The sequence below is a fragment of the Streptomyces sp. NPDC003036 genome, assembly GCF_040611175.1.
Lineage (GTDB): Bacteria > Actinomycetota > Actinomycetes > Streptomycetales > Streptomycetaceae > Streptomyces.
Window position 1 is genome coordinate 1 of the sequence record NZ_JBEXNO010000029.1, and the last position, 17,880, is coordinate 17,880.

General features: G+C 71.7%; 20 protein-coding genes. 11 read left to right on the forward strand and 9 right to left on the reverse strand.

Translation table 11 applies throughout. The features are described from left to right. Positions 1–262 precede the first annotated feature (262 nt). Positions 263–1,492: an NADP-dependent malic enzyme gene (locus ABZX67_RS21510; RefSeq protein ID WP_355362510.1), complete on the reverse strand. Its 1,230-nt coding sequence runs from the start codon at positions 1,490–1,492 to the stop codon at positions 263–265. Positions 1,493–2,099: 607 nt separating this feature from the next. Here ABZX67_RS21510 and ABZX67_RS21515 point away from each other — a divergent pair. The 3 genes from ABZX67_RS21515 to ABZX67_RS21525 are packed head-to-tail and all read left to right on the forward strand — an operon-like array spanning position 2,100 to position 4,829. Then, positions 2,100–3,092, forward strand: coding sequence for an ABC transporter substrate-binding protein (locus ABZX67_RS21515; protein ID WP_355362512.1), 993 nt, complete (start codon positions 2,100–2,102; stop codon positions 3,090–3,092). Between the two features lie 46 nt (positions 3,093–3,138). Beyond that, on the forward strand, positions 3,139–4,071 hold the full coding sequence (locus ABZX67_RS21520) for an amino acid ABC transporter permease (RefSeq protein WP_355362514.1): 933 nt from the start codon (positions 3,139–3,141) through the stop codon (positions 4,069–4,071). Continuing rightward, positions 4,068–4,829, forward strand: coding sequence for an amino acid ABC transporter ATP-binding protein (locus ABZX67_RS21525; protein ID WP_355362516.1), 762 nt, complete (start codon positions 4,068–4,070; stop codon positions 4,827–4,829). The genes ABZX67_RS21520 and ABZX67_RS21525 overlap by 4 nt, the downstream gene beginning before the upstream one ends. 54 nt (positions 4,830–4,883) lie before the next feature. On the opposite strand, the gene ABZX67_RS21530 is transcribed toward ABZX67_RS21525, so the two are convergent. After that, positions 4,884–5,645, reverse strand: a complete 762-nt coding sequence (locus tag ABZX67_RS21530; protein WP_355362518.1) for a class I SAM-dependent methyltransferase — start codon at positions 5,643–5,645, stop codon at positions 4,884–4,886. Between the two features lie 73 nt (positions 5,646–5,718). Here ABZX67_RS21530 and ABZX67_RS21535 point away from each other — a divergent pair, with 73 nt between their 5' ends. Then, on the forward strand, positions 5,719–6,348 hold the full coding sequence (locus ABZX67_RS21535) for a CGNR zinc finger domain-containing protein (protein WP_355362520.1): 630 nt from the start codon (positions 5,719–5,721) through the stop codon (positions 6,346–6,348). Here the strand turns inward: ABZX67_RS21535 and sodX are convergent. Continuing rightward, complete coding sequence (gene sodX, locus ABZX67_RS21540) at positions 6,252–6,677, reverse strand: nickel-type superoxide dismutase maturation protease (protein ID WP_355362522.1); 426 nt, start codon at positions 6,675–6,677, stop codon at positions 6,252–6,254. The genes ABZX67_RS21535 and sodX overlap by 97 nt on opposite strands. A 142-nt stretch (positions 6,678–6,819) precedes the next feature. Here sodX and sodN point away from each other — a divergent pair, with 142 nt between their 5' ends. Both sodN and ABZX67_RS21550 read left to right on the forward strand, forming a co-directional pair. Beyond that, entirely contained in the window at positions 6,820–7,215 is a 396-nt protein-coding gene (sodN, locus tag ABZX67_RS21545; protein WP_020130742.1) for a superoxide dismutase, Ni, read from the forward strand. Positions 7,216–7,307: 92 nt separating this feature from the next. Next, entirely contained in the window at positions 7,308–8,402 is a 1,095-nt protein-coding gene (locus tag ABZX67_RS21550) for a hypothetical protein (protein ID WP_355362524.1), read from the forward strand. Between the two features lie 212 nt (positions 8,403–8,614). On the opposite strand, the gene ABZX67_RS21555 is transcribed toward ABZX67_RS21550, so the two are convergent. After that, positions 8,615–9,577: a LysR family transcriptional regulator gene (locus tag ABZX67_RS21555; RefSeq protein ID WP_355362526.1), complete on the reverse strand. Its 963-nt coding sequence runs from the start codon at positions 9,575–9,577 to the stop codon at positions 8,615–8,617. 220 nt (positions 9,578–9,797) lie between these two features. Between ABZX67_RS21555 and snpA the strand changes: the two genes are divergently transcribed. Further along, complete coding sequence (gene snpA / locus ABZX67_RS21560) at positions 9,798–10,484, forward strand: snapalysin (protein ID WP_355362528.1); 687 nt, start codon at positions 9,798–9,800, stop codon at positions 10,482–10,484. A 46-nt stretch (positions 10,485–10,530) separates the two neighbouring features. Here snpA and ABZX67_RS21565 read toward each other — a convergent pair whose 3' ends face one another. The 4 genes from ABZX67_RS21565 to ABZX67_RS21580 all read right to left on the reverse strand — a co-directional run bounded on the left by ABZX67_RS21565 (position 10,531) and on the right by ABZX67_RS21580 (position 13,868). Continuing rightward, positions 10,531–10,977, reverse strand: coding sequence for a DUF6304 family protein (locus ABZX67_RS21565; RefSeq protein ID WP_355362530.1), 447 nt, complete (start codon positions 10,975–10,977; stop codon positions 10,531–10,533). Positions 10,978–11,039: 62 nt separating this feature from the next. After that, positions 11,040–11,264: a hypothetical protein gene (locus ABZX67_RS21570; RefSeq protein ID WP_355362532.1), complete on the reverse strand. Its 225-nt coding sequence runs from the start codon at positions 11,262–11,264 to the stop codon at positions 11,040–11,042. A gap of 130 nt (positions 11,265–11,394) precedes the next feature. Continuing rightward, the gene (locus ABZX67_RS21575; protein ID WP_355362534.1) at positions 11,395–12,447 is read right to left on the reverse strand and encodes a family 2 encapsulin nanocompartment cargo protein polyprenyl transferase; all 1,053 of its coding nucleotides are present in this window, start codon (positions 12,445–12,447) and stop codon (positions 11,395–11,397) included. A 5-nt stretch (positions 12,448–12,452) separates the two neighbouring features. Then, on the reverse strand, positions 12,453–13,868 hold the full coding sequence (locus ABZX67_RS21580; protein WP_355362536.1) for a family 2B encapsulin nanocompartment shell protein: 1,416 nt from the start codon (positions 13,866–13,868) through the stop codon (positions 12,453–12,455). A 227-nt stretch (positions 13,869–14,095) separates the two neighbouring features. Here ABZX67_RS21580 and ABZX67_RS21585 point away from each other — a divergent pair, with 227 nt between their 5' ends. From ABZX67_RS21585 to ABZX67_RS21600, 4 genes are all read left to right on the forward strand, one after another. Next, positions 14,096–14,686, forward strand: coding sequence for an N-acetylmuramoyl-L-alanine amidase (locus ABZX67_RS21585; RefSeq protein ID WP_355362538.1), 591 nt, complete (start codon positions 14,096–14,098; stop codon positions 14,684–14,686). Between the two features lie 53 nt (positions 14,687–14,739). Continuing rightward, the gene (locus ABZX67_RS21590; RefSeq protein ID WP_355362540.1) at positions 14,740–15,804 is read left to right on the forward strand and encodes a pyridoxal-phosphate dependent enzyme; all 1,065 of its coding nucleotides are present in this window, start codon (positions 14,740–14,742) and stop codon (positions 15,802–15,804) included. Positions 15,805–15,997: 193 nt separating this feature from the next. Further along, entirely contained in the window at positions 15,998–16,411 is a 414-nt protein-coding gene (locus ABZX67_RS21595; RefSeq protein ID WP_031076871.1) for an anti-sigma regulatory factor, read from the forward strand. Then, positions 16,408–17,388 carry an RNA polymerase sigma factor SigF gene (locus ABZX67_RS21600; RefSeq protein WP_355362543.1) on the forward strand — a complete coding sequence of 327 codons (981 nt, stop codon included), beginning with the start codon at positions 16,408–16,410 and terminating at the stop codon, positions 17,386–17,388. Before ABZX67_RS21595 ends, ABZX67_RS21600 begins: the two co-directional genes overlap by 4 nt. 54 nt (positions 17,389–17,442) lie before the next feature. Here the strand turns inward: ABZX67_RS21600 and ABZX67_RS21605 are convergent, their stop codons facing one another. Further along, positions 17,443–17,874 (reverse strand): hypothetical protein, encoded by a 432-nt coding sequence (locus ABZX67_RS21605; protein ID WP_355362544.1) that lies wholly within the window; start codon positions 17,872–17,874, stop codon positions 17,443–17,445. Between the last annotated feature and the right edge of the window lie 6 nt (positions 17,875–17,880).

Genomic DNA, 17,880 nt, shown 5'->3' on the forward strand with positions numbered 1-17,880 from the left:
GCGTTTTGTTTTTCTTTTTTGGTGGGTGGGGGGTGTGCGTTATAAAAACGACTGAACTCGCGCGAAGCGCGGTGAACGAGAGTCCGACCACCCCCCACCGGAACCCCCGGCACCCGACCCGCGCCCACCGGGCAGCAAGCACCGCGCAGCGGCCCGCAGCGGCCCGCGGGCACGCAAAAGGGCCGTGCCGCACCCCTCGCAGGGATGCGGCACGGCCCTCGAAACCAGCTACGCCCAAGCGGCAAGCGCCAGGCGGCCAGCGCTACGCGCGGGCAACACCCTCCGCGCGCGCCGCCGCCGCGACCGCCGCCGTGACCGCCGGGGCCACGCGCTCGTCGAAGGGCGACGGGATCACGTAGTCGGCCGCCAGCTGGTCGCCGACGACGTCGGCCAGCGCGTTCGCCGCGGCGATCTTCATGCCCTCGGTGATCCGGGAGGCCCGGACCTGGAGCGCACCGGCGAAGATGCCGGGGAAGGCCAGCACGTTGTTGATCTGGTTCGGGTAGTCCGAGCGGCCCGTCGCGACGACCGCCGCGTACTTGTGCGCCACGTCGGGGTGCACCTCGGGGTTCGGGTTGGCCATGGCGAAGACGAAGGCGTTCGGCGCCATGGAGGCGACCGCCTCCTCCGGCACCGTGCCGCCCGAGACGCCGATGAAGACGTCGGCGCCGGCGAGCGCGGTCTCCAGCGAGCCGGTGATCCCGGCGCGGTTGGTGAGCTCGGCGAGCTCGCGCTTGACGTCCGTGAGGTCGTCGCGGTCGCGGCTCACGATGCCCTTGCGGTCGGCGACGGCGACGTCACCGAGACCGGCCTCGAGCAGCATCTTGGCGATGGCGACACCCGCCGCGCCGGCGCCGGAGATGACGGCGCGCAGGTCGCCGAGTGTCCGCCCGGTGAGCTTCGCGGCGTTGCGCAGCGCGGCGAGGGTGACGACGGCGGTGCCGTGCTGGTCGTCGTGGAAGATCGGGATGTCGACGCGCTCCTGGAGCTTGCGCTCGATCTCGAAGCAGCGGGGCGCCGAGATGTCCTCGAGGTTCACTCCGCCGAAGGAGGGCGCGAGGCGGACGACGGTGTCGACGATCTCGTCCACGTCGGTCGTGGCGAGCGCGATCGGCACGGCGTCGACGCCACCGAACTGCTTGAAGAGGATCGCTTTCCCCTCCATGACCGGAAGCGACGCCTCCGGACCGATGTCACCGAGTCCCAGCACGGCCGTACCGTCGGTGACGACGGCGACGACCTGGGACTTCCAGGTGTAGTCGTGCACGAGCGCGGGACGCTCGGCGATGGCGCTGCACACCTTGGCGACGCCGGGTGTGTACGCGAGGGACAGGTCGTCCTTGTCCCGCACCGGCACCGTGGCCTGAACGGCCATCTTTCCGCCCCGGTGGAGGGCGAATGCCGGGTCGATGTCCAGATCGAAGGACTCGTCGGCCGAGCCCTCCGCGCCGGCACCGCTGTCGGTGCGAGGATTGACGATCTCCGCTGCCATTTGTTTGACCCCTTAAGTCTTTACAGTTGAGGGTGGCCACTCCTGGTTGAGGAGGGGTGGGCGGGCACCGCGTCCGCGCCCCGGCCGGGCGTGCTGCGCTGCCGGGGGGAGGTACGGACGCGTCGGACGCGCCGCACACGCGCCCTGAGCCCCGGATGAGGGGTGTAAAGGTCCTTCTTACCGGACGGACCTGTCCGCGGACGAGTCGGTATCCGGTGAGCCGAGGCCCCGGAGGTTCCGGAGGATGCCGCCGCTTGCGGGTTTCCCCAGGTGGCGATCGTGCGACTCATGACCGACTATCTGGACAAGTCCGCACGCCACCCGAATTGCGACCGCAATCCCGTCCGCATGACGAGATCAACCGAAGATTTTCCGGCCGGATGAAGGCAACCCCGTAGAAGGTCCGGCCCTGATGTACCGGCCTGTTGGGGTTCGGGGGTCTCCCGTTATCCGATTTTGACATGCGGAGGCCCCTGTTCGGGCTAGTCCGAATGGCAAGATGCCGGTAATCACACGAGGTCGCGACACCCGAAGGTGCGTGCCCCGACCCCCGTGCCGACCGATGGGCCACCCCTCATACGCCGCTTTGAGCCGGAGGAAACCGACCATGACCGCAAGCACCACCCGCTGTACGACCGCCGCGAGGGCCCGGACGCCACGCACGTCCAAAATGGCCGCGGTCGCCGCGATCGCGGTCGCCGGCACGATGCTGCTGACCGCCTGCGGTGATCAGACCAACAAGCCGGCCACCGGTGGCAAGGAGGCCAAGGGTGTCCCGGCCGTGCCCCACCCGCTGGCCCACCTGCTGCCGCAGGACATCCGCGACAAGGGCGTCATCAAGGTCGGCTCGGACATCGCGTACCCGCCGGTCGAGTTCAAGGACAAGGCCGGCAAGGTCACCGGCATCGACCCGGACCTCGCCTACGCGCTGAGCAAGCAGCTCGGCGTGCGGTTCGAGTTCGAGAACGGCACCTTCGACACCCTGATCACTGGTCTCCGCGCCAAGCGCTACGACATCACCATGTCGGCGATGACGGACACCAAGGACCGCCAGATGGGCATCGACTCCGCGACGAAGAAGAAGGTCGGCGAGGGCGTCGACTTCGTCGACTACTTCAACGCCGGCGTCTCGATCTACACCAAGCAGGGCGTCGACACGGGCATCAAGACCTGGGCCGACCTGTGCGAGAAGAAGATCGTCCTGCAGCGCGGCACCGTCTCCGAGGACCTCGCGAAGGCCGAGTCCGCGAAGTGCGTGGCGGCGAAGAAGGGCCCGATCGCGATCGAGGCCTTCGACACCGACCAGCAGGCCCAGACCCGCCTGCGCTCCGGCGGCGCCGACGCCGGTTCGTCGGACTACCCGGTCGCCGCGTACGTCGTGAAGACCTCGGGCGGCGGCAAGGACTTCCAGATCGTCGGCGAGCAGGTCGAGGCGGCGCCGTACGGCATCGCCGTGGCCAAGGGCAACACGCAGCTGCGCGACGCGATCAAGGCGGCCCTGGACGCCATCATCGCCACCGGCGAATACAAGACGGTCCTGGACAAGTGGGGTGTCGCCGCCGGCGCGGTGACCGAAGCGAAGATCAACGGCGGTTCCTGACCAGCCGGCCACACCAGCACCGCGTAGGCCTCTGAAAGGCACCACCGTGACTGACATCAAGAAGACGGACGCGGCGGACGCCACGCCGCCCGCCGGACCGGAAGCACTCAAGGCGATCCCGGTCCGCCACTACGGCCGGTACGTCACCGCGCTCGTCGCCATCGCGGCCTTCGTCGCGATCGTCTACGCCTTCTCGCAAGGCAAGATCAACTGGGACGCCGTCCCCACCTACTTCTTCGACGACCGGATCATCGAGGGCGTCGGCCAGACGCTCCTGCTGACCATCCTCTCTATGGCGATCGGCATCGTCGGCGGCATCGTCCTCGCGGTGATGCGGCTGTCGAAGAACCCGGTGACCTCCTCCATCGCCTGGTTCTACATCTGGTTCTTCCGGGGCACCCCGGTCCTGGTCCAGCTGTTCCTCTGGTTCAACCTGGGCCTGGTCTTCGAGTTCATCAACCTCGGCCCGGTCTACAAGGACGAGTGGTCCGACTTCATGACGCCGTTCCTGACGGCGCTGCTGGGCCTGGGCCTCAACGAGGCCGCGTACATGGCCGAGATCTGCCGCGCGGGCCTCCTCGCGGTCGACGAGGGCCAGACCGAGGCGTCCCACGCCCTGGGCATGAGCCACGGCAAGACGCTGCGCAGGATCGTCATCCCGCAGGCGATGCGCGTGATCGTGCCGCCCACGGGCAACGAAGTCATCAACATGCTGAAGACGACCTCGCTGGTGGCGGCCGTGCAGTACTACGAGCTGCTGCGCAACGCGCAGGACATCGGCCAGACGTCCGGCGCCCCGGTGGAGATGCTCTTCGTCGCCGCCGCCTGGTACCTGATCATGACCTCGGTGCTCAGCGTCGGCCAGTACTACCTGGAGCGGTACTACGCGCGCGGCTCCAGCCGCAGCCTGCCGCCCACCCCTTGGCAGAAGGTCAAGACGACCCTCTCCACGTTCCGCCGCCCGGAGGTGGCCCGATGACCGCCATGGTGAAGGCCGAGGGCGTCCACAAGTCCTACGGCGCCGCGCACATCCTCAAGGGGATCGACCTGGAGGTCGCCGCGGGCGAGGTGTTCTGCCTCATCGGCCCGTCCGGCTCCGGCAAGTCGACCTTCCTGCGGTGCATCAACCACCTGGAGAAGATCAACGCCGGACGGCTGTACGTCGACGGCGAGCTCGTCGGCTACCGCCAGAAGGGCGACAAGCTGTACGAGCTGAAGGACAGCGAGGTGGCGCTCAAGCGGCGCGACATCGGCATGGTCTTCCAGCGCTTCAACCTGTTCCCGCACATGACGGCCCTCGAGAACGTCATGGAGGCGCCCATCCAGGTCAAGGGCGAGGCGAAGGCCGTCGCCCGCGAGCGGGCCGCCAAGCTGCTGGACCGGGTGGGCCTCGGCGACAAGGCCGCCAACTACCCCTCGCAGCTCTCCGGCGGCCAGCAGCAGCGCGTGGCCATCGCCCGCGCGCTGGCGATGGAGCCGAAGCTGATGCTCTTCGACGAGCCGACGTCGGCGCTCGACCCGGAGCTGGTGGGTGACGTCCTGGACGTCATGCGGGACCTCGCCGAGTCGGGCATGACGATGGTCGTGGTCACCCACGAGATGGGCTTCGCCCGCGAGGTGGGCGACTCGCTCGTCTTCATGGACGGCGGCGTGGTCGTCGAGTCGGGCAACCCGCGCGACGTCCTGACCAACCCGCAGCACGACCGGACGAAGGCGTTCCTGTCGAAGGTGCTGTAGTACGCGGATGAAGGGCGGTACGGGTCACCCGTACCGCCCTTCGTCGCGTCGGCCCTACTTCAGCGCCAGGACGAGCGAGTCCGACGGCGAGGCCCACACGGCCCTGGCCTCGGCGAACCCGGCCTCGCGCAGGGTGCGCGCGTGCCACTCCAGGGAGGGTGTGTCGCCCTCGGCGTGCTCGCCGTAGATCGCGAACCGCTCGGCGGTCGGCGCGGCGAGGACCGGGTCCTCGGCGGCGAGCTCCCACCACTGGGTCCAGTCGAGGGCGCCGGCGGCCTTGGCGCGCTCCATGGCGGCGTGACGGTGGGCGCGCTCCGCGGCGTTGATGCGGGGCGTGGACTCGTCGCGCATGTGGTCGGCGTTCATGAAGACACCGCCCTCGCGGACGAGGCCGCCGAGCCGCCCGTAGAGCGCGGCGAGCGGTTCGGTCCGCAGCCAGTGCAGCGCCGTGGCGGTCAGGACGGCGTCGTACGTGTCGTACGGCAGCGCCTCGGCCCACGCGGGGTCGGTCAGGTCGGCCCGTACGAAGCGGACCCGGTCGTCCCCGGCGAAGTAGCCTTCGGCGATGGCGAGGAGCGCGGGGTCGAGGTCGACGCCGGTGCTGGTGGCGTCCGGGAACCTTTTGAGGAGGCGGTCCGTGATACTCCCCGTACCGCACGCGAGGTCGAGCACCCTGGGTGCCGGGCCGACGAACGCTTCCACCATGTCGAGCATGACCCGGAACCGCTCCTCGCGGTCGGGCATGTACCACTCCTGCTGGCGGTCCCAGCTCTCCTGCCAGGCTCGCCAGTCCGTGCTCGTGATCGCGTCCGTCACCAGGACCTCCGTAATACCCTCGTAGGAGATGGATCTCTTACAGGACCTTAGACTCCGGCCGTAAGGACTACAAGTGGAACTGGCCTCTTACTCGGATTACGCCGTTCGGCTGGTGAACACCGAGGAGCCGGCGCGCAACAAGGACTCCCTCACCTCGGTGGAGGCGGTGCGCGCGCTGTTCGGCGAGGCGTCGCAGATGGCCCGGCGCGCCACGGACGCGGACGTGACCCGGTTCCGTTCGGTACGGGCCCGGCTGCGCGCGGTCTTCACGGCGGCGGACGCCGGCGACCAGACGCAGGCCGTGGACCTGCTGAACTCCCTGCTCCTGGAGTTCCCGGTCAGCCCGCAGATCTCCGGCCACGACTACCTCGACGAGGAGGGCCGGCCGCGCTGGCACCTCCACCTGGCCGACCACCCGTCCAACGCGACCGCCGGCTACGCCGCCATCGCCGCGATGGGCCTCGCCATCCACCTGACCGAGTTCGGCGCCGACCGGCTCGGCCTGTGCCAGGCCGCGCCCTGCCGCAACGCGTACCTGGACACCTCCACCAACCGCTCCCGCCGCTACTGCTCCGACCGCTGCGCCACCCGCGCCAACGTCGCCGCCTACCGGGCCCGCAAGCGCCTGGAGAGCGAGCGGTCGGCGGGCACGGTCCGTACCGCAGACACCAGCCAGGAGAGCACCACCCCGAGCGACCGCTGACGCCCGGGCCGGATGCCCCGGTACCGGATCCGCACCCGGCCCAGCACCAGCTCGCCGGGCACCGCGCCGAACGCCCGGCTGTCCACCACGTCCGCGTCCGGGTTGTCCCCGAGCACCCACCAGCCCTCACCGCGCCGCTCGACCAGACGCTTCACGATGAGCAGATCCTGCTGCAGCGGATGGCGCAGCACCGCCACGTCCCCGGCCCTGAGCTCCGCCCCGTAGTGCACCAGCAGCTGATCCCCGTGCCGGAGCGTCGGCACCATGGACACCCCGGTGACCTCGGCAATCCCGAACGACACCCTCGTTCCCCGCCCCTGCTCCGCCATTCCGGTACCTCCCGGTCCTTCCTCCACGAGTCCCATGGTCACCCTGGACTTTTGTCCTAAGCACCCGGGGGCGCCCGCGAAAACCCGTCTCCCACGGAGTAATGTCCCACCTGAGAAGACGATCACGAGGAAGGACAGCTCAATGCTCTCCCGCCTGTTTGCCCCGAAGGTGAAGGTCAGCGCGCACTGCGACCTCCCCTGCGGTGTCTACGACCCGGCCCAGGCCCGCATCGAGGCCGAGTCGGTCAAGGCCGTCCAGGAGAAGATGGCCGCCAACGACGACCCGCACTTCCAGGCCCGCGCCACGGTCATCAAGGAGCAGCGCGCGGAGCTGGCCAAGCACCACGTCTCGGTGCTGTGGAGCGACTACTTCAAGCCCCCGCACTTCGAGAAGTACCCGCAGCTGCACCAGCTGGTCAACGACACCCTGAAGGCCCTGTCGGCGGCGAAGGCCTCCACGGACCCGAAGACGGGTGAGAAGGCGCTGGAGCTCATCGCCGAGATCGACAAGATCTTCTGGGAGACGAAGAAGGCCTGACCCCAGGTCCTCCTTCCTGTTCCCGACCGCACCCGGTTCCCCTTGGGGGCCGGGTGCGGCCGTTTTCGCCGGGTCTCTCTATGCTGCCGGGAATGACCCCGCAGCTGACCCTGGAAGCCGCCAGGAGCCTCCAAGGGATGCTCCGGGCCGACATCGCTCCCGGCCTCGGCGAGCGGGAACTCGACGCGGTCGAGGCCCGGTTCGGCTTCCGCTTCTCGGCGGACCACCGGGTCTTCCTGGCCGCCGGGCTCCCGCGCGGATCGGCCCGCTGGCCGGATTGGCGCGGCGGCGGCCCCGAGGACCTGGCCGAGCGGCTCTCCGCACCGGTCGAGGGCGTGCTCTTCGACGTGGAGCACAGCGGGTTCTGGCATCCCGCCTGGAGCCCGCGGCCCGCGGACACGTCCGCCGCGCTGCGGGTCGCACGCTCCGAGCTCGCGACGGTTCCCGCACTGGTCCCGGTCTACGGCCACCGGTACCTGCCCGGCACGGCGGGTGAGTGGGGCCACCCCGTGCTGTCCGTCCACCAGACGGACATCATCGTGTACGGCAACGACCTCGCCGACTACATCCGCCATGAGTTCACCGGCCGCGCGAGCCGCGGCCCCGCCCGCGCGACCGTCGACTTCTGGTCGTACTTCGTCGAGGGCGGCCCGGGCATCGACGTCACCGCGCCCACGCCGTTCACCCCGTACGCCGTGACCGCCGAGGAGGCCGTCGAGTGCCTCCGGATGCTGGCCCTGGAACGCCTGATCGGCCGACACCCCTCTCCGGAGCAGCTGATCGAAGCCGGCCTCACGGCCCTACTCCTCGACGTCGAGTCCCCGTCGCTCCCCCTCCTCGCGGGCCTGGCGCGCGCCGAACGGGAAGAGGCCGATGCCCTCTTCGAGCAGGTCCTCGCCGAACTGGGCCTCCGCCAGGACCTCCCCGTCGAAGCGGCCCGCCGCCGGCTCGTCCGCTGGTGGCTGCGCCTCATCGTGAACGGCAGCCTGGCCCCCGGCCCCGGCGGCGACCTGATCACCTACGAGGGCTGGGCCGCCCTGGACCGCCCCGAGGTCCTTCGGCCGCTGGTCGACAGCGTCGACGCGTACAACGCCTGGGCGGCGCTGCGGCAGGGCGACCGGGAGCGGCTGGCGGAAGCGATCGTCGCGGAGGCCAGGCGGCTGCTCGCGGGGGCTCCGGCCTGGTGACGCCCGGCCTTACCGCTCTTCGTCGGCCGTGGGGCAGCAGGTCGAGGGTCGGGCGCGAGTGGCCCGGCAGGTCGTTGGCGAGCCGGCCGAAGACGGCTGCTGGTCCGGTGTGAGCAAGTAGTCGTCGCCGTCGACGACCTCCGGATCCCAACAGGTCCGGGGCCGCGACCATGTGCCTGACGCCCGCCCCTGGCCGGCCCCGAGCGGTGCTCTCAGGCCGCGTGCGGCACGCCCGGCAGAGGGCTGCCGTGGCGCAGCAGCCACTGCCGGTACGGGGCCGCGCGCAGGGCCGCCTCGCGGTAGGCGGCCGCCAGTTCGGCGTACGCCGCGTCGGCGGCCTCGGCGCCCGGCCGGTGGTACAGCAGCAGGCGTACGGCGAGGGGGTCGTCGCGTAACGGCCGGATCGCCATGTCGTCGCGCGGCCCCGAGGTCGGCTGGCACGGGGCCACGGCCTCTCCGGCCACGATGAGCGAGGCGGCCGTGTGGTAGTCGCCGTGCAGGACGGGCGGGTCGATCCCGGCCGCCCAGAGCACCCGCCGCAGCCCGTCCCACTCACCGTCCACGGTCGGGTCGACCATCCACCGGTCACCGGCCAGGTCGGCGAGGTCCACGACGGGTCCGGCGGCGGCCGGATGGTCCCGCGGCAGGGAGATGAACTGCGGCTCCCGCTCCACCAGCACGCGCCGCTCCAGCCCGTCCGGCACACGCAGCGGACAGCCCTCCACCTCGTGGACGAAGGCGACGTCGAGCCGCCCGGCGGCGAGGCCGCGCAGCAGGGCGCCCGCCGAGACGTCCATGTGCAGCGAGATGTCCGTGCCGGGCAGCCGCCCGCGCAGCCGGCGCAGCCAGCCCGCGAGCGCACGGCTGGCGGTGGAGCCGATACGGAGCCGGGCCACGCCGTCGGCGCGGGCGGCGGCGGCACGGGTCTCGCTGACGAGCCGGTCCAGCTGCGCCACCAGGGGGCGGGCGCGGCTCAGTACGGCGTGGCCGAGGGGCGTCGGCCGGCAGCCGGTCCGCTCGTGGGCGAAGAGTTCGGCGCCCAGGGCGTGTTCGATGCGGCGCAACTGGGTCGTCAGGGACGGCTGGCTGATGCCCAGATGGCGGGCGGCCTTGTGCAGGCTGCCCGTGTCGGCGATGGCGCACAGCGCCCGCAGGTGCCTCACCTCCAGCTCCATGCCCCGAGGGTAGGGCGGTCCCTGGCGTCACACCAGACTCAAGGACGGGGCGGAAAGCGCCTGTTGGCGGTGGCCGTCGGCGGGTGATGCCCTCGTCCTATCGCCCGCTGACATCATCCGTGCGCGCGGTGCGCTGCTCGACACTCTGTCCCACCGACGTCCCGCCGACGTCCGGCCGAACGCGTCCACCCAACCGTTCAGGACCGAGTAGGAGCCCCCCATGAGACACCCCCAGGCCGTGCTGGCCGCTGCCCTGAGCCTGACCGCGGCTCTGGCGGCCGTACCCGCCACGACCGCCACCGCCACCGCCGCGCCCTCGCCCGCCAGCGGCCCCGCCGCCGCATCCGCCGCCGCATCCGGCTATGCCGCCTACGCCGGTTCGGGCGAGAACGCCAAGGCCAACAAGGCCTTCTACGAGGCCGTGATGCGCTCGGTCGCCGAGAAGCGTGCCGCCGACCCCGGCGCGCTCGCCGTCACCGTCGTCTACTCGGCGGCCAACGCCCCGAGCTTCCGCACCCAGATAGCCCGCTCCACGCAGATCTGGAACAGCTCCGTCAGCAACGTGAAGCTGCAGGAGGGCAGCAACCCGGACTTCCGGTACTACGAGGGCAACGACTCGCGCGGCTCGTACGCGTCGACCGACGGGCACGGCCGCGGCTACATCTTCCTCGACTACCGGCAGAACCAGATCTACAACTCCACCCGGGTCACCGCCCACGAGACCGGCCACGTCCTCGGCCTGCCGGACCACTACTCGGGCCCGTGCAGCGAGCTGATGTCGGGCGGCGGCCCCGGCCCGTCCTGCCAGAACGCCCAGCCGAACGCGCAGGAGCGCAGCCGCGTGGACTACCTGTGGCGCAACGGTCTCGCGGCGGCGACGGAGGCCGCGGCGGCGAAGGTGTCCTGACCCGCCTGCGGGCGCCCCGCGGCCGCGCGGGGCGCCTCGTCCGCCGTCAGGCGGCTTCCAGGAGCTTCCGGTCGAACCGCGCGCCGGGCGGCAGCTGGCGCAGAATGCGGTCCAGCGCCAGGTCGAAGTCGCCGCCGGCCAGGCCGGACTCGTACGCCGCGCCGCCGAAGTGCAGGGTCAACTGAAGATCCACCCGCTCGGGTGAGCCGTCGGACAGGGCTTCGCCGAGCGCCAACAGACAGCTGAGCGTGGATCGTTGGGGCGTGCCGTCGATGATGACGGGCAGTGGCAGGTCCCACTCCAGTACGCAGCCGGCCAACGGCAGGCCGCCGTTCTCCTCCGCCGCCCGCAGCGCGGCGCAGCTCGCGCCCGCGTACTCCACGCCCCTGATACGGGTGGCGATGCGCTTCCCGTCGGACGTGATGGTGATGGCTTCCGCACCCCGGCGGTCCCGGTACCAGCCGGTCCAGACTTCCGTCGACTCCGATGACATGGCGCGGACTGTAGCGGTATGACTGCCTCCGGCGTGCGGCCGGACACCCCCTCAGCCGGACTTCAGCCGGTCTTCGCCGTCTTGCCCGACTCGTCCGCGTCGCCCTCCTCCTGGAAGAGGTCACAGCCGGGGTTGCGGCATGGCTGGGGCTGCCAAACGGGTGCCCAGACACCGAGGATCTTGCGTCGTTTGAGCGCCGTACCGACAGGCTGTCCACAGGCGGGGCACACGTGCTCGGGCCCTTCCTGGGGGCGGCGGACGGTGGGGCGTCCTTCGCTGCTGCCCATGGAATAAGGATAGGGCGGTTTCCGCCACTCGGACAGGCCGGTACGGCCGGCCGGGCGAGCCCCCGCCCAGGGGCGGGGAGCGCGCCCGTCCGGTGGGCCCGCGGGCCTCCGGACGGGCACGCCGGGCGCCTCAGCGCGTACGGCGGGTGACGAACTCCGCCAGGGCCAGCAGGTCCCCGGCCGCCGCCAGGTCCGGTACGGCCCGCGACAGCTGGTGCACCGCCCGGGCCATCCGGTCGGCGGCCTGCGCCTGGGCCCAGTCGCGCCCGCCCGCCCGCTCCACGGCGTCGGCCGCGCGCCGTACGCCGTCCTCGTCCAGCGCGGGCCGCCCGTACAGCGCGGCCAGCTCGGCCCCGGCGGCCGTCCCGGATCGGAGCGCGGCGACCACCGGCAGCGACTTCTTGTGCGCGGCGAGGTCCGCCCCGGCGGGCTTCCCCGTCCGGTCCGGGTCGCCCCAGATGCCGATGAGGTCGTCGATCAGCTGGAACGCCAGGCCTGCCTCCCGCCCGAACGCGTCCATCGCCGCGACCTCCTCCTCCCCCGCGCCCGCGTACAGCGCGCCCAGGGCGCACGCGCACCCCAGTAGCGCGCCCGTCTTGGCGGTCGCCATGGCGAGGCACTCCTCCAGCGACACCTCGTCGGGGCCGCGCCCCTCGAAGGCGCAGTCCGCCTGCTGGCCCGCGCACAGCTCGATCACGCAGGCGGCGAGCCGCGCCGCCGCCGCGGCGGCGGCCGGGTGGCCGTCCTCGGCGAGCAGCCGCAGCGCGAGGGCGAGCATGGCGTCCCCGGCCATCAGGGCGTCCGGCATGCCGAAGACGGTCCACGCGGTCGGCCGGGAGCGGCGGGTGGCGTCCGCGTCGACGATGTCGTCGTGGAGCAGCGTGAAGTTGTGCGCGAGCTCCACGGCGGCGGCCGCCCGGACGGCGGTGTGCGGGCCGCCGCCCAGGGCCCGGGCGGCGGCGAGCACCAGCGCGGGCCGGATCGCCTTGCCGCCCTGCTGCCCGGCGGCCGGGGTGCCGTCGGCGTGCTCCCAGCCGAAGTGGTACATCGCCACCCGCCGTATGGAGCCGGGCAGCGACTCCACGCCCGCGCGCAGCCGGGGCTGGACGGCGGTACGGGTGCGGTCGAGGAGCGACGCCGCGGTGTCCGCGCTCGCGCTCGTGCTTGTGTTCGTCGCGGTCATCGGGGTCATCGCCAGCGGCTGACTTCGACGTTCTCCAGCACGCCGAGGGCGTCCGGGACCAGGATCGCCGCCGAGTAGTAGGCGGTGACCAGGTACGAGATGATCGCCTGCTCGTCGATGCCCATGAACCGCACCGAGAGGCTCGGCTCGATCTCGTCCGGGATGCCGGTCTGGTGCAGGCCGATGACGCCCTGGTCGGCCTCGCCCGTACGCATGCAGAGGATCGAGGTGGTGCGGGCCTCGGAGATCGGGATCTTGTTGCAGGGGAAGATCGGTACGCCGCGCCAGGCCGGGATCTGATGGCCTGCCACCTCGACGGTGTCGGGGACGAGCCCGCGCCTGTTGCACTCGCGTCCGAACGCGGCGATGGCGCGCGGGTGGGCGAGGAAGAGCTTGTTGCCGCGGCGGCGGGAGAGCAGCTCGTCCATGTCGTCGGGGCTGGGCACTCCGTCGTGCGGCTGGAGCCGCTGCCCGTAGTCGCAGTTGGCGAGCAGGCCGAACTCCTTGTTGTTGACGAGCTCGTGCTCCTGGCGCTCGCGCAGCGCCTCGACGGTGAGCCGCAACTGCTGCTCGGTCTGGTTCATGGGCTGGTTGTAGAGGTCGGCGACGCGGCTGTGGACCTTCAGCACGGTCTGGGCGACGCTCAGTTCGTACTCGCGCGGCGAGGCCTCGTAGTCGACGTACGTGTGCGGGACGACCGCCTCGCCGACGTGGCCGGCGGAGAGGTCGATGGCCTTCTCGCCGTGTGCGTTGGTGCGCTGCCGCGGCAGGGCCGCCAGGCTTGCGAGGTGTCCGGCCAGGGACTCGGCCCGTTCGGCGAGGCTGGTCACGTCCGCGCGGGTGAGCTCCAGCACGGTGCAGGCGGTCGCCGCGCGGGCCGTCCACTCCCAGGTGGCGTCCCGGTCGGTGAGGGAGTCGTCGCCGAGGTACGCCCCGTCGGCGAGGACGCCGAGGACCGCCTCGTCGCCGTACGGGCCGGTGCCGATCTGCTCGATCCTGCCGTGCGCCAGCAGGATCACCCGGTCCGTGGGCGCGCCCGCCTCGGCGATGACGTCACCGGGCGCGAACTCCCGCTGGGTGCACCGCTGCGCCAGCTCGCCGAGCGCCGCGTCGTCCTCGTACCCGCGCAGGGCGGGCAGCTCCCGCAGCTCGTTCGGGATCACGGCGACCCGCTCGCCGGTCTGGACGAAGGTGACCCGTCCGTCGCCGACCGCGTAACTGAGCCGCCGGTTCACCCGGTACGTGCCGCCCTGCACCTGCACCCACGGCAGCATCCGCAGGAGCCACCGGGAGGTGATCTCCTGCATCTGCGGGACCGACTTGGTGGTGGTCGCCAGGTTCCGCGCGGCGGCGGTGCCGAGGCTCTGCTGCGGCGCCTGCTGCTCGGTGCGAACGTCCTCGCCGACCGGCCCAACCGACATGTACTTCCCTCTCGATCATCATCCGAACTTCCGAGGAAAAGCCTTTCAGCACGTTCCGTTGTCACGCCATTACACAAATGAGCGAGAATGAATCACCCGTCACGGGGCATGACAGGGGTTTCATGTCCGGATCGGTTCGTACGCCGCCCGAACGCCGTCGCGCGGCGGGGCCGGGTGGGGATGCCTCCGGCAGGAGCCCGGTACGGCTCACTCACGAAGGAGGCGGAGTGGCCACACCCCTGTCCGCGAACAGTTTTCTCGACGCGCTGTGCGACGAAGGCCTCACGGTCGTGGAGGCCGGCGATTGGCGCTCGCACAACCGCAACCACAAGGGGCCCTGGGGGCCGGTGTACGGCGTGATGCTGCACCACACCGCCTCCAAGGGCAGCGAGCAGACCGTCCGGGTCTGCCGGGAGGGCCGCCCGGGGCTACCGGGGCCGCTGTGCCACGGCGTGATCACCAAGGACGGCCGCGTCCATCTCGTCGGCTACGGCCGCGCGAACCATGCGGGCAAGGGCGACGACGACGTCCTGCGCGCCGTGATCGGGGAGAGGCGGCTGCCCCGGGACAACGAGGCGAACCGGGACGGCAACCGGTACTTCTACGGCTTCGAGTGCGAGAACCTCGGCGACGGCGAGGACCCGTGGCCCGCCGTCCAGCTGGAGGCGATCGAGAAGGCGGCGGCCGCGATCTGCCGCCGCCACGGCTGGTCGGCCCGCTCGGTCATCGGTCACAAGGAGTGGCAGCCGGGGAAGATCGATCCGCGCGGCTTCTCCATGAACACGATGCGCACGCGCATCCAGGAGCGGCTGAACTGAGCGGCTGCTCCATCGCTCGACTGCTCGACCGGAGGCTGCGTGACAATGGCCGGGTGACCGCGTTCGACCTGTCCTCCCTCGACCCGCTGCTCCCCTCCCCCCTGCGGGCCGCCGAGGACGAGCGCCTCGCCCGGCACGGCGTACGGCTGCTGCTCAAGCGGGACGACCTGATCCACCCGGACCTCGTCGGCAACAAGTGGCGCAAGCTCGCCCCGAACCTGGCCGCCGCGGCCGGCCGTCCGGTCCTCACCTTCGGCGGCGCGTACTCCAACCACCTGCGTGCCACGGCCGCCGCCGGCCGCCTGCTGGGTTTCCCCACCGTCGGGGTCGTACGGGGTGAGGAGCTCGCCGACCGCCCGCTGAACCCGTCCCTCGCGCGGTGCGCGGCGGACGGGATGCGGCTGCTGTTCGTGGACCGGGCGACGTACCGCGCCAAGGACGACCCGGAGGTGCTCGCGCGCCTGCTGGAGCGCGCCCCCGAGGGCTGTTTCGTCGTGCCGGAGGGCGGCAGCAACGCCCTCGCGGTGCGCGGCTGCGTGGAGCTCGGGCGCGAACTGCGCGCCCCGCACGGACGGGCAGGCACCGACGCGGACGTGGCCGTGGACGTGGTGGCGGTGGCCTGCGGCACGGGCGGCACGCTGGCCGGTCTGGCCGCCGGGCTTGGCCCCGGACAGCGCACGCTCGGCATACCGGTGCTCAAGGGCGGTTTCCTCGGCGCGGAGATACGGACGCTCCAGGAGCGGGCCTTCGGCGGCCCCGTGGGCGACTGGAGCCTGGACGAGCGGTTCCACTTCGGCGGTTACGCCCGGAGCACGCCCGCCCTCGACGACTTCGCCGACGACTTCGCCCAGCGGCATGGACTCGCCATCGAGCGCATATATGTCGCCAAAATGCTGTACGGACTGTTCACCCTGGCCGCGGAGGGCACGTTCCCGCGCGGGACCACGCTCGCCGCCGTGATCACCGGCCGGCCGGACGTCCCCTCATCCCCACCCGGCCGACCGCGCCCGGAAGCCGGCGGAGACGGCGTTGGTGCCGTGTCGACGGTTCGATCGTCCGAGGCCTGGGTACGTCAACCCTCCGCCGGTTTCTCGCGATTGGGTCCCGCAAACCCCTAGCCACTGTCCGTACTCATGTGCTTACCATGAGTGACAGGCGTCGGAGCGGGGGTCCCCGGCGACACGGCACCATGGAATCGCGATAGCGTCACGGCGGACTACGCACACCCGCGTACCGCACGGCCCGGCCCCGGGAGGAGCTTCCTTCCGCGAGCCGAGCCCCGATTGAGCTTGTGCCACCTTGGAGGTGAGGGTGTCCCAGATCGCAGGCGAGCCCGGGACCCAGGACTTCGTGGAAGTCCGGCTGCCCGCTGCGGGTGCCTACCTGTCCGTGCTGCGTACGGCCACGGCCGGTCTCGCGGCGCGCTTGGACTTCACCCTCGACGAGATCGAGGACTTGCGCATCGCGGTCGACGAGGCCTGCGCGATCCTGCTCCAGCAAGCCGTGCCCGGCTCGGTCCTGAGCTGTGTGTTCCGCCTCGTCGACGACTCCCTTGACGTGACCGTCTCGGCGCCCACGACCGACGGCCGGGCCCCGGAGCGGGACACGTTCGCCTGGACGGTGCTCTCCGCACTGGCCGGCAAGGTCGACTCGTCCGTCGCCGACGACCGGACGGTCTCCATCAACCTGTACAAACAGCGCGGCGCGGGACCCGGGCCGGCGTGAGGAACGGGGACGGTCCGGTGCGAAACGAGGAGCGCGGGCCCCGGGCGCTGAGCTCGCCGGAGGGCATCCCGGAACAGCAGGCGCGGCCACACCCGGTGGACGGTCTCGTGGAGACGTCGGAGGGGGCCGCGACGGCGCGGGCAGATCAGGCGGACCGGATGAGCGAGCAACACGAGCAACACGAGCAGCGGGACCGGCAGCGGCAGGCGCCGCGGCACGACCCGCAGGACCGCAGCGGCGCGCGGGCGATGTTCATCCGGCTGCGCGAGCTGCCGGACGGCTCGCCCCAGCGGGCCGAGCTGCGCAACCAGCTCGTCCGCATGCACCTGCCGCTCGTGGAGCACCTGGCGCGCCGGTTCCGCAACCGCGGCGAACCGCTGGACGACCTGACGCAGGTCGCCACGATCGGTCTGATCAAGTCGGTGGACCGGTTCGACCCGGAGCGCGGCGTCGAGTTCTCGACGTACGCGACCCCCACGGTGGTCGGCGAGATCAAGCGCCACTTCCGGGACAAGGGGTGGGCGGTGCGGGTGCCGCGCCGGCTCCAGGAGCTGCGGCTGTCGCTGACCACCGCGACGGCGGAGCTGTCGCAGCTGCACGGCCGCTCGCCGACCGTGCACGAGCTGGCCGAGCGGCTCGGGATCTCGGAGGAGGAGGTCCTGGAGGGCCTGGAGTCCGCCAACGCGTACTCGACGCTCTCGCTGGACGTTCCGGACACGGACGACGAGTCCCCGGCGGTCGCGGACACCCTGGGCGCGGAGGACGAGGCGCTGGAGGGCGTCGAGTACCGCGAGTCCCTCAAGCCGCTGCTGGAGGACCTGCCGCCGCGCGAGAAGCGGATCCTGCTGCTTCGCTTCTTCGGGAACATGACCCAGTCGCAGATCGCGCAGGAGGTCGGCATCTCGCAGATGCACGTCTCGCGGCTGCTGGCCCGCACGCTGGCGCAGCTGCGCGAGAAACTGCTGGTCGAAGAGTAGGACGCCGGTCGAGGCGCGGGACCCGGACCCCCGGGACCCGGACCCCGACGGCGGTCAGGCCCGGCCGCGGATGCCGAGGGCCTTCGGGGTCTGCGGGTGGAGCAGCAGCGCCAGGCCGGTGACCGCGGCGGCCGCCAGGGCGATACCGCCCGGGATGGCGGCGCTGTCCGCCTGGAGCAGGGTCCAGGCGACGGGCAGGGCCATCAGCTGCGTGATGATCGCCGGGCCGCGGCTCCAGCTGCGGCAGCGCAGCAGGCCCCGGGCGGCGAAGAGCGGGATCAGACCGAGTGCGATGAGTGTCACACCACCGGTCACCGCCTGCGTGAGGCCGTCGGGCTTGCCCGTGAGGCTCGTCACGAGCAGGTACGCGCCGCCCGCGAACAGGGCGAGCGCTTCCAGCCCCGCCACGGCCGCGGCGGCCGTGACACGGGCGGGGCGCGGGGCGCCGGCGGCGGTCTGGACGGGGTTCGGCTCGGTACTGCTCACCCCAGC

Coding starts and splice junctions, on each gene's coding strand:
- snpA (WP_355362528.1), top strand. CDS start 9,798: ATGAGACACCCCCAGGCCGTGCTGGCCGCTGCCCTGAGCCTGACCGCG.
- ABZX67_RS21580 (WP_355362536.1), bottom strand. CDS start 13,868: ATGTCGGTTGGGCCGGTCGGCGAGGACGTTCGCACCGAGCAGCAGGCG.
- sodN (WP_020130742.1), top strand. CDS start 6,820: ATGCTCTCCCGCCTGTTTGCCCCGAAGGTGAAGGTCAGCGCGCACTGC.
- ABZX67_RS21525 (WP_355362516.1), top strand. CDS start 4,068: ATGACCGCCATGGTGAAGGCCGAGGGCGTCCACAAGTCCTACGGCGCC.
- ABZX67_RS21570 (WP_355362532.1), bottom strand. CDS start 11,264: ATGGGCAGCAGCGAAGGACGCCCCACCGTCCGCCGCCCCCAGGAAGGG.
- ABZX67_RS21510 (WP_355362510.1), bottom strand. CDS start 1,492: ATGGCAGCGGAGATCGTCAATCCTCGCACCGACAGCGGTGCCGGCGCG.
- ABZX67_RS21565 (WP_355362530.1), bottom strand. CDS start 10,977: ATGTCATCGGAGTCGACGGAAGTCTGGACCGGCTGGTACCGGGACCGC.
- ABZX67_RS21550 (WP_355362524.1), top strand. CDS start 7,308: ATGACCCCGCAGCTGACCCTGGAAGCCGCCAGGAGCCTCCAAGGGATG.
- ABZX67_RS21555 (WP_355362526.1), bottom strand. CDS start 9,577: ATGGAGCTGGAGGTGAGGCACCTGCGGGCGCTGTGCGCCATCGCCGAC.
- ABZX67_RS21515 (WP_355362512.1), top strand. CDS start 2,100: ATGACCGCAAGCACCACCCGCTGTACGACCGCCGCGAGGGCCCGGACG.
- ABZX67_RS21575 (WP_355362534.1), bottom strand. CDS start 12,447: ATGACCGCGACGAACACAAGCACGAGCGCGAGCGCGGACACCGCGGCG.
- sodX (WP_355362522.1), bottom strand. CDS start 6,677: ATGGCGGAGCAGGGGCGGGGAACGAGGGTGTCGTTCGGGATTGCCGAG.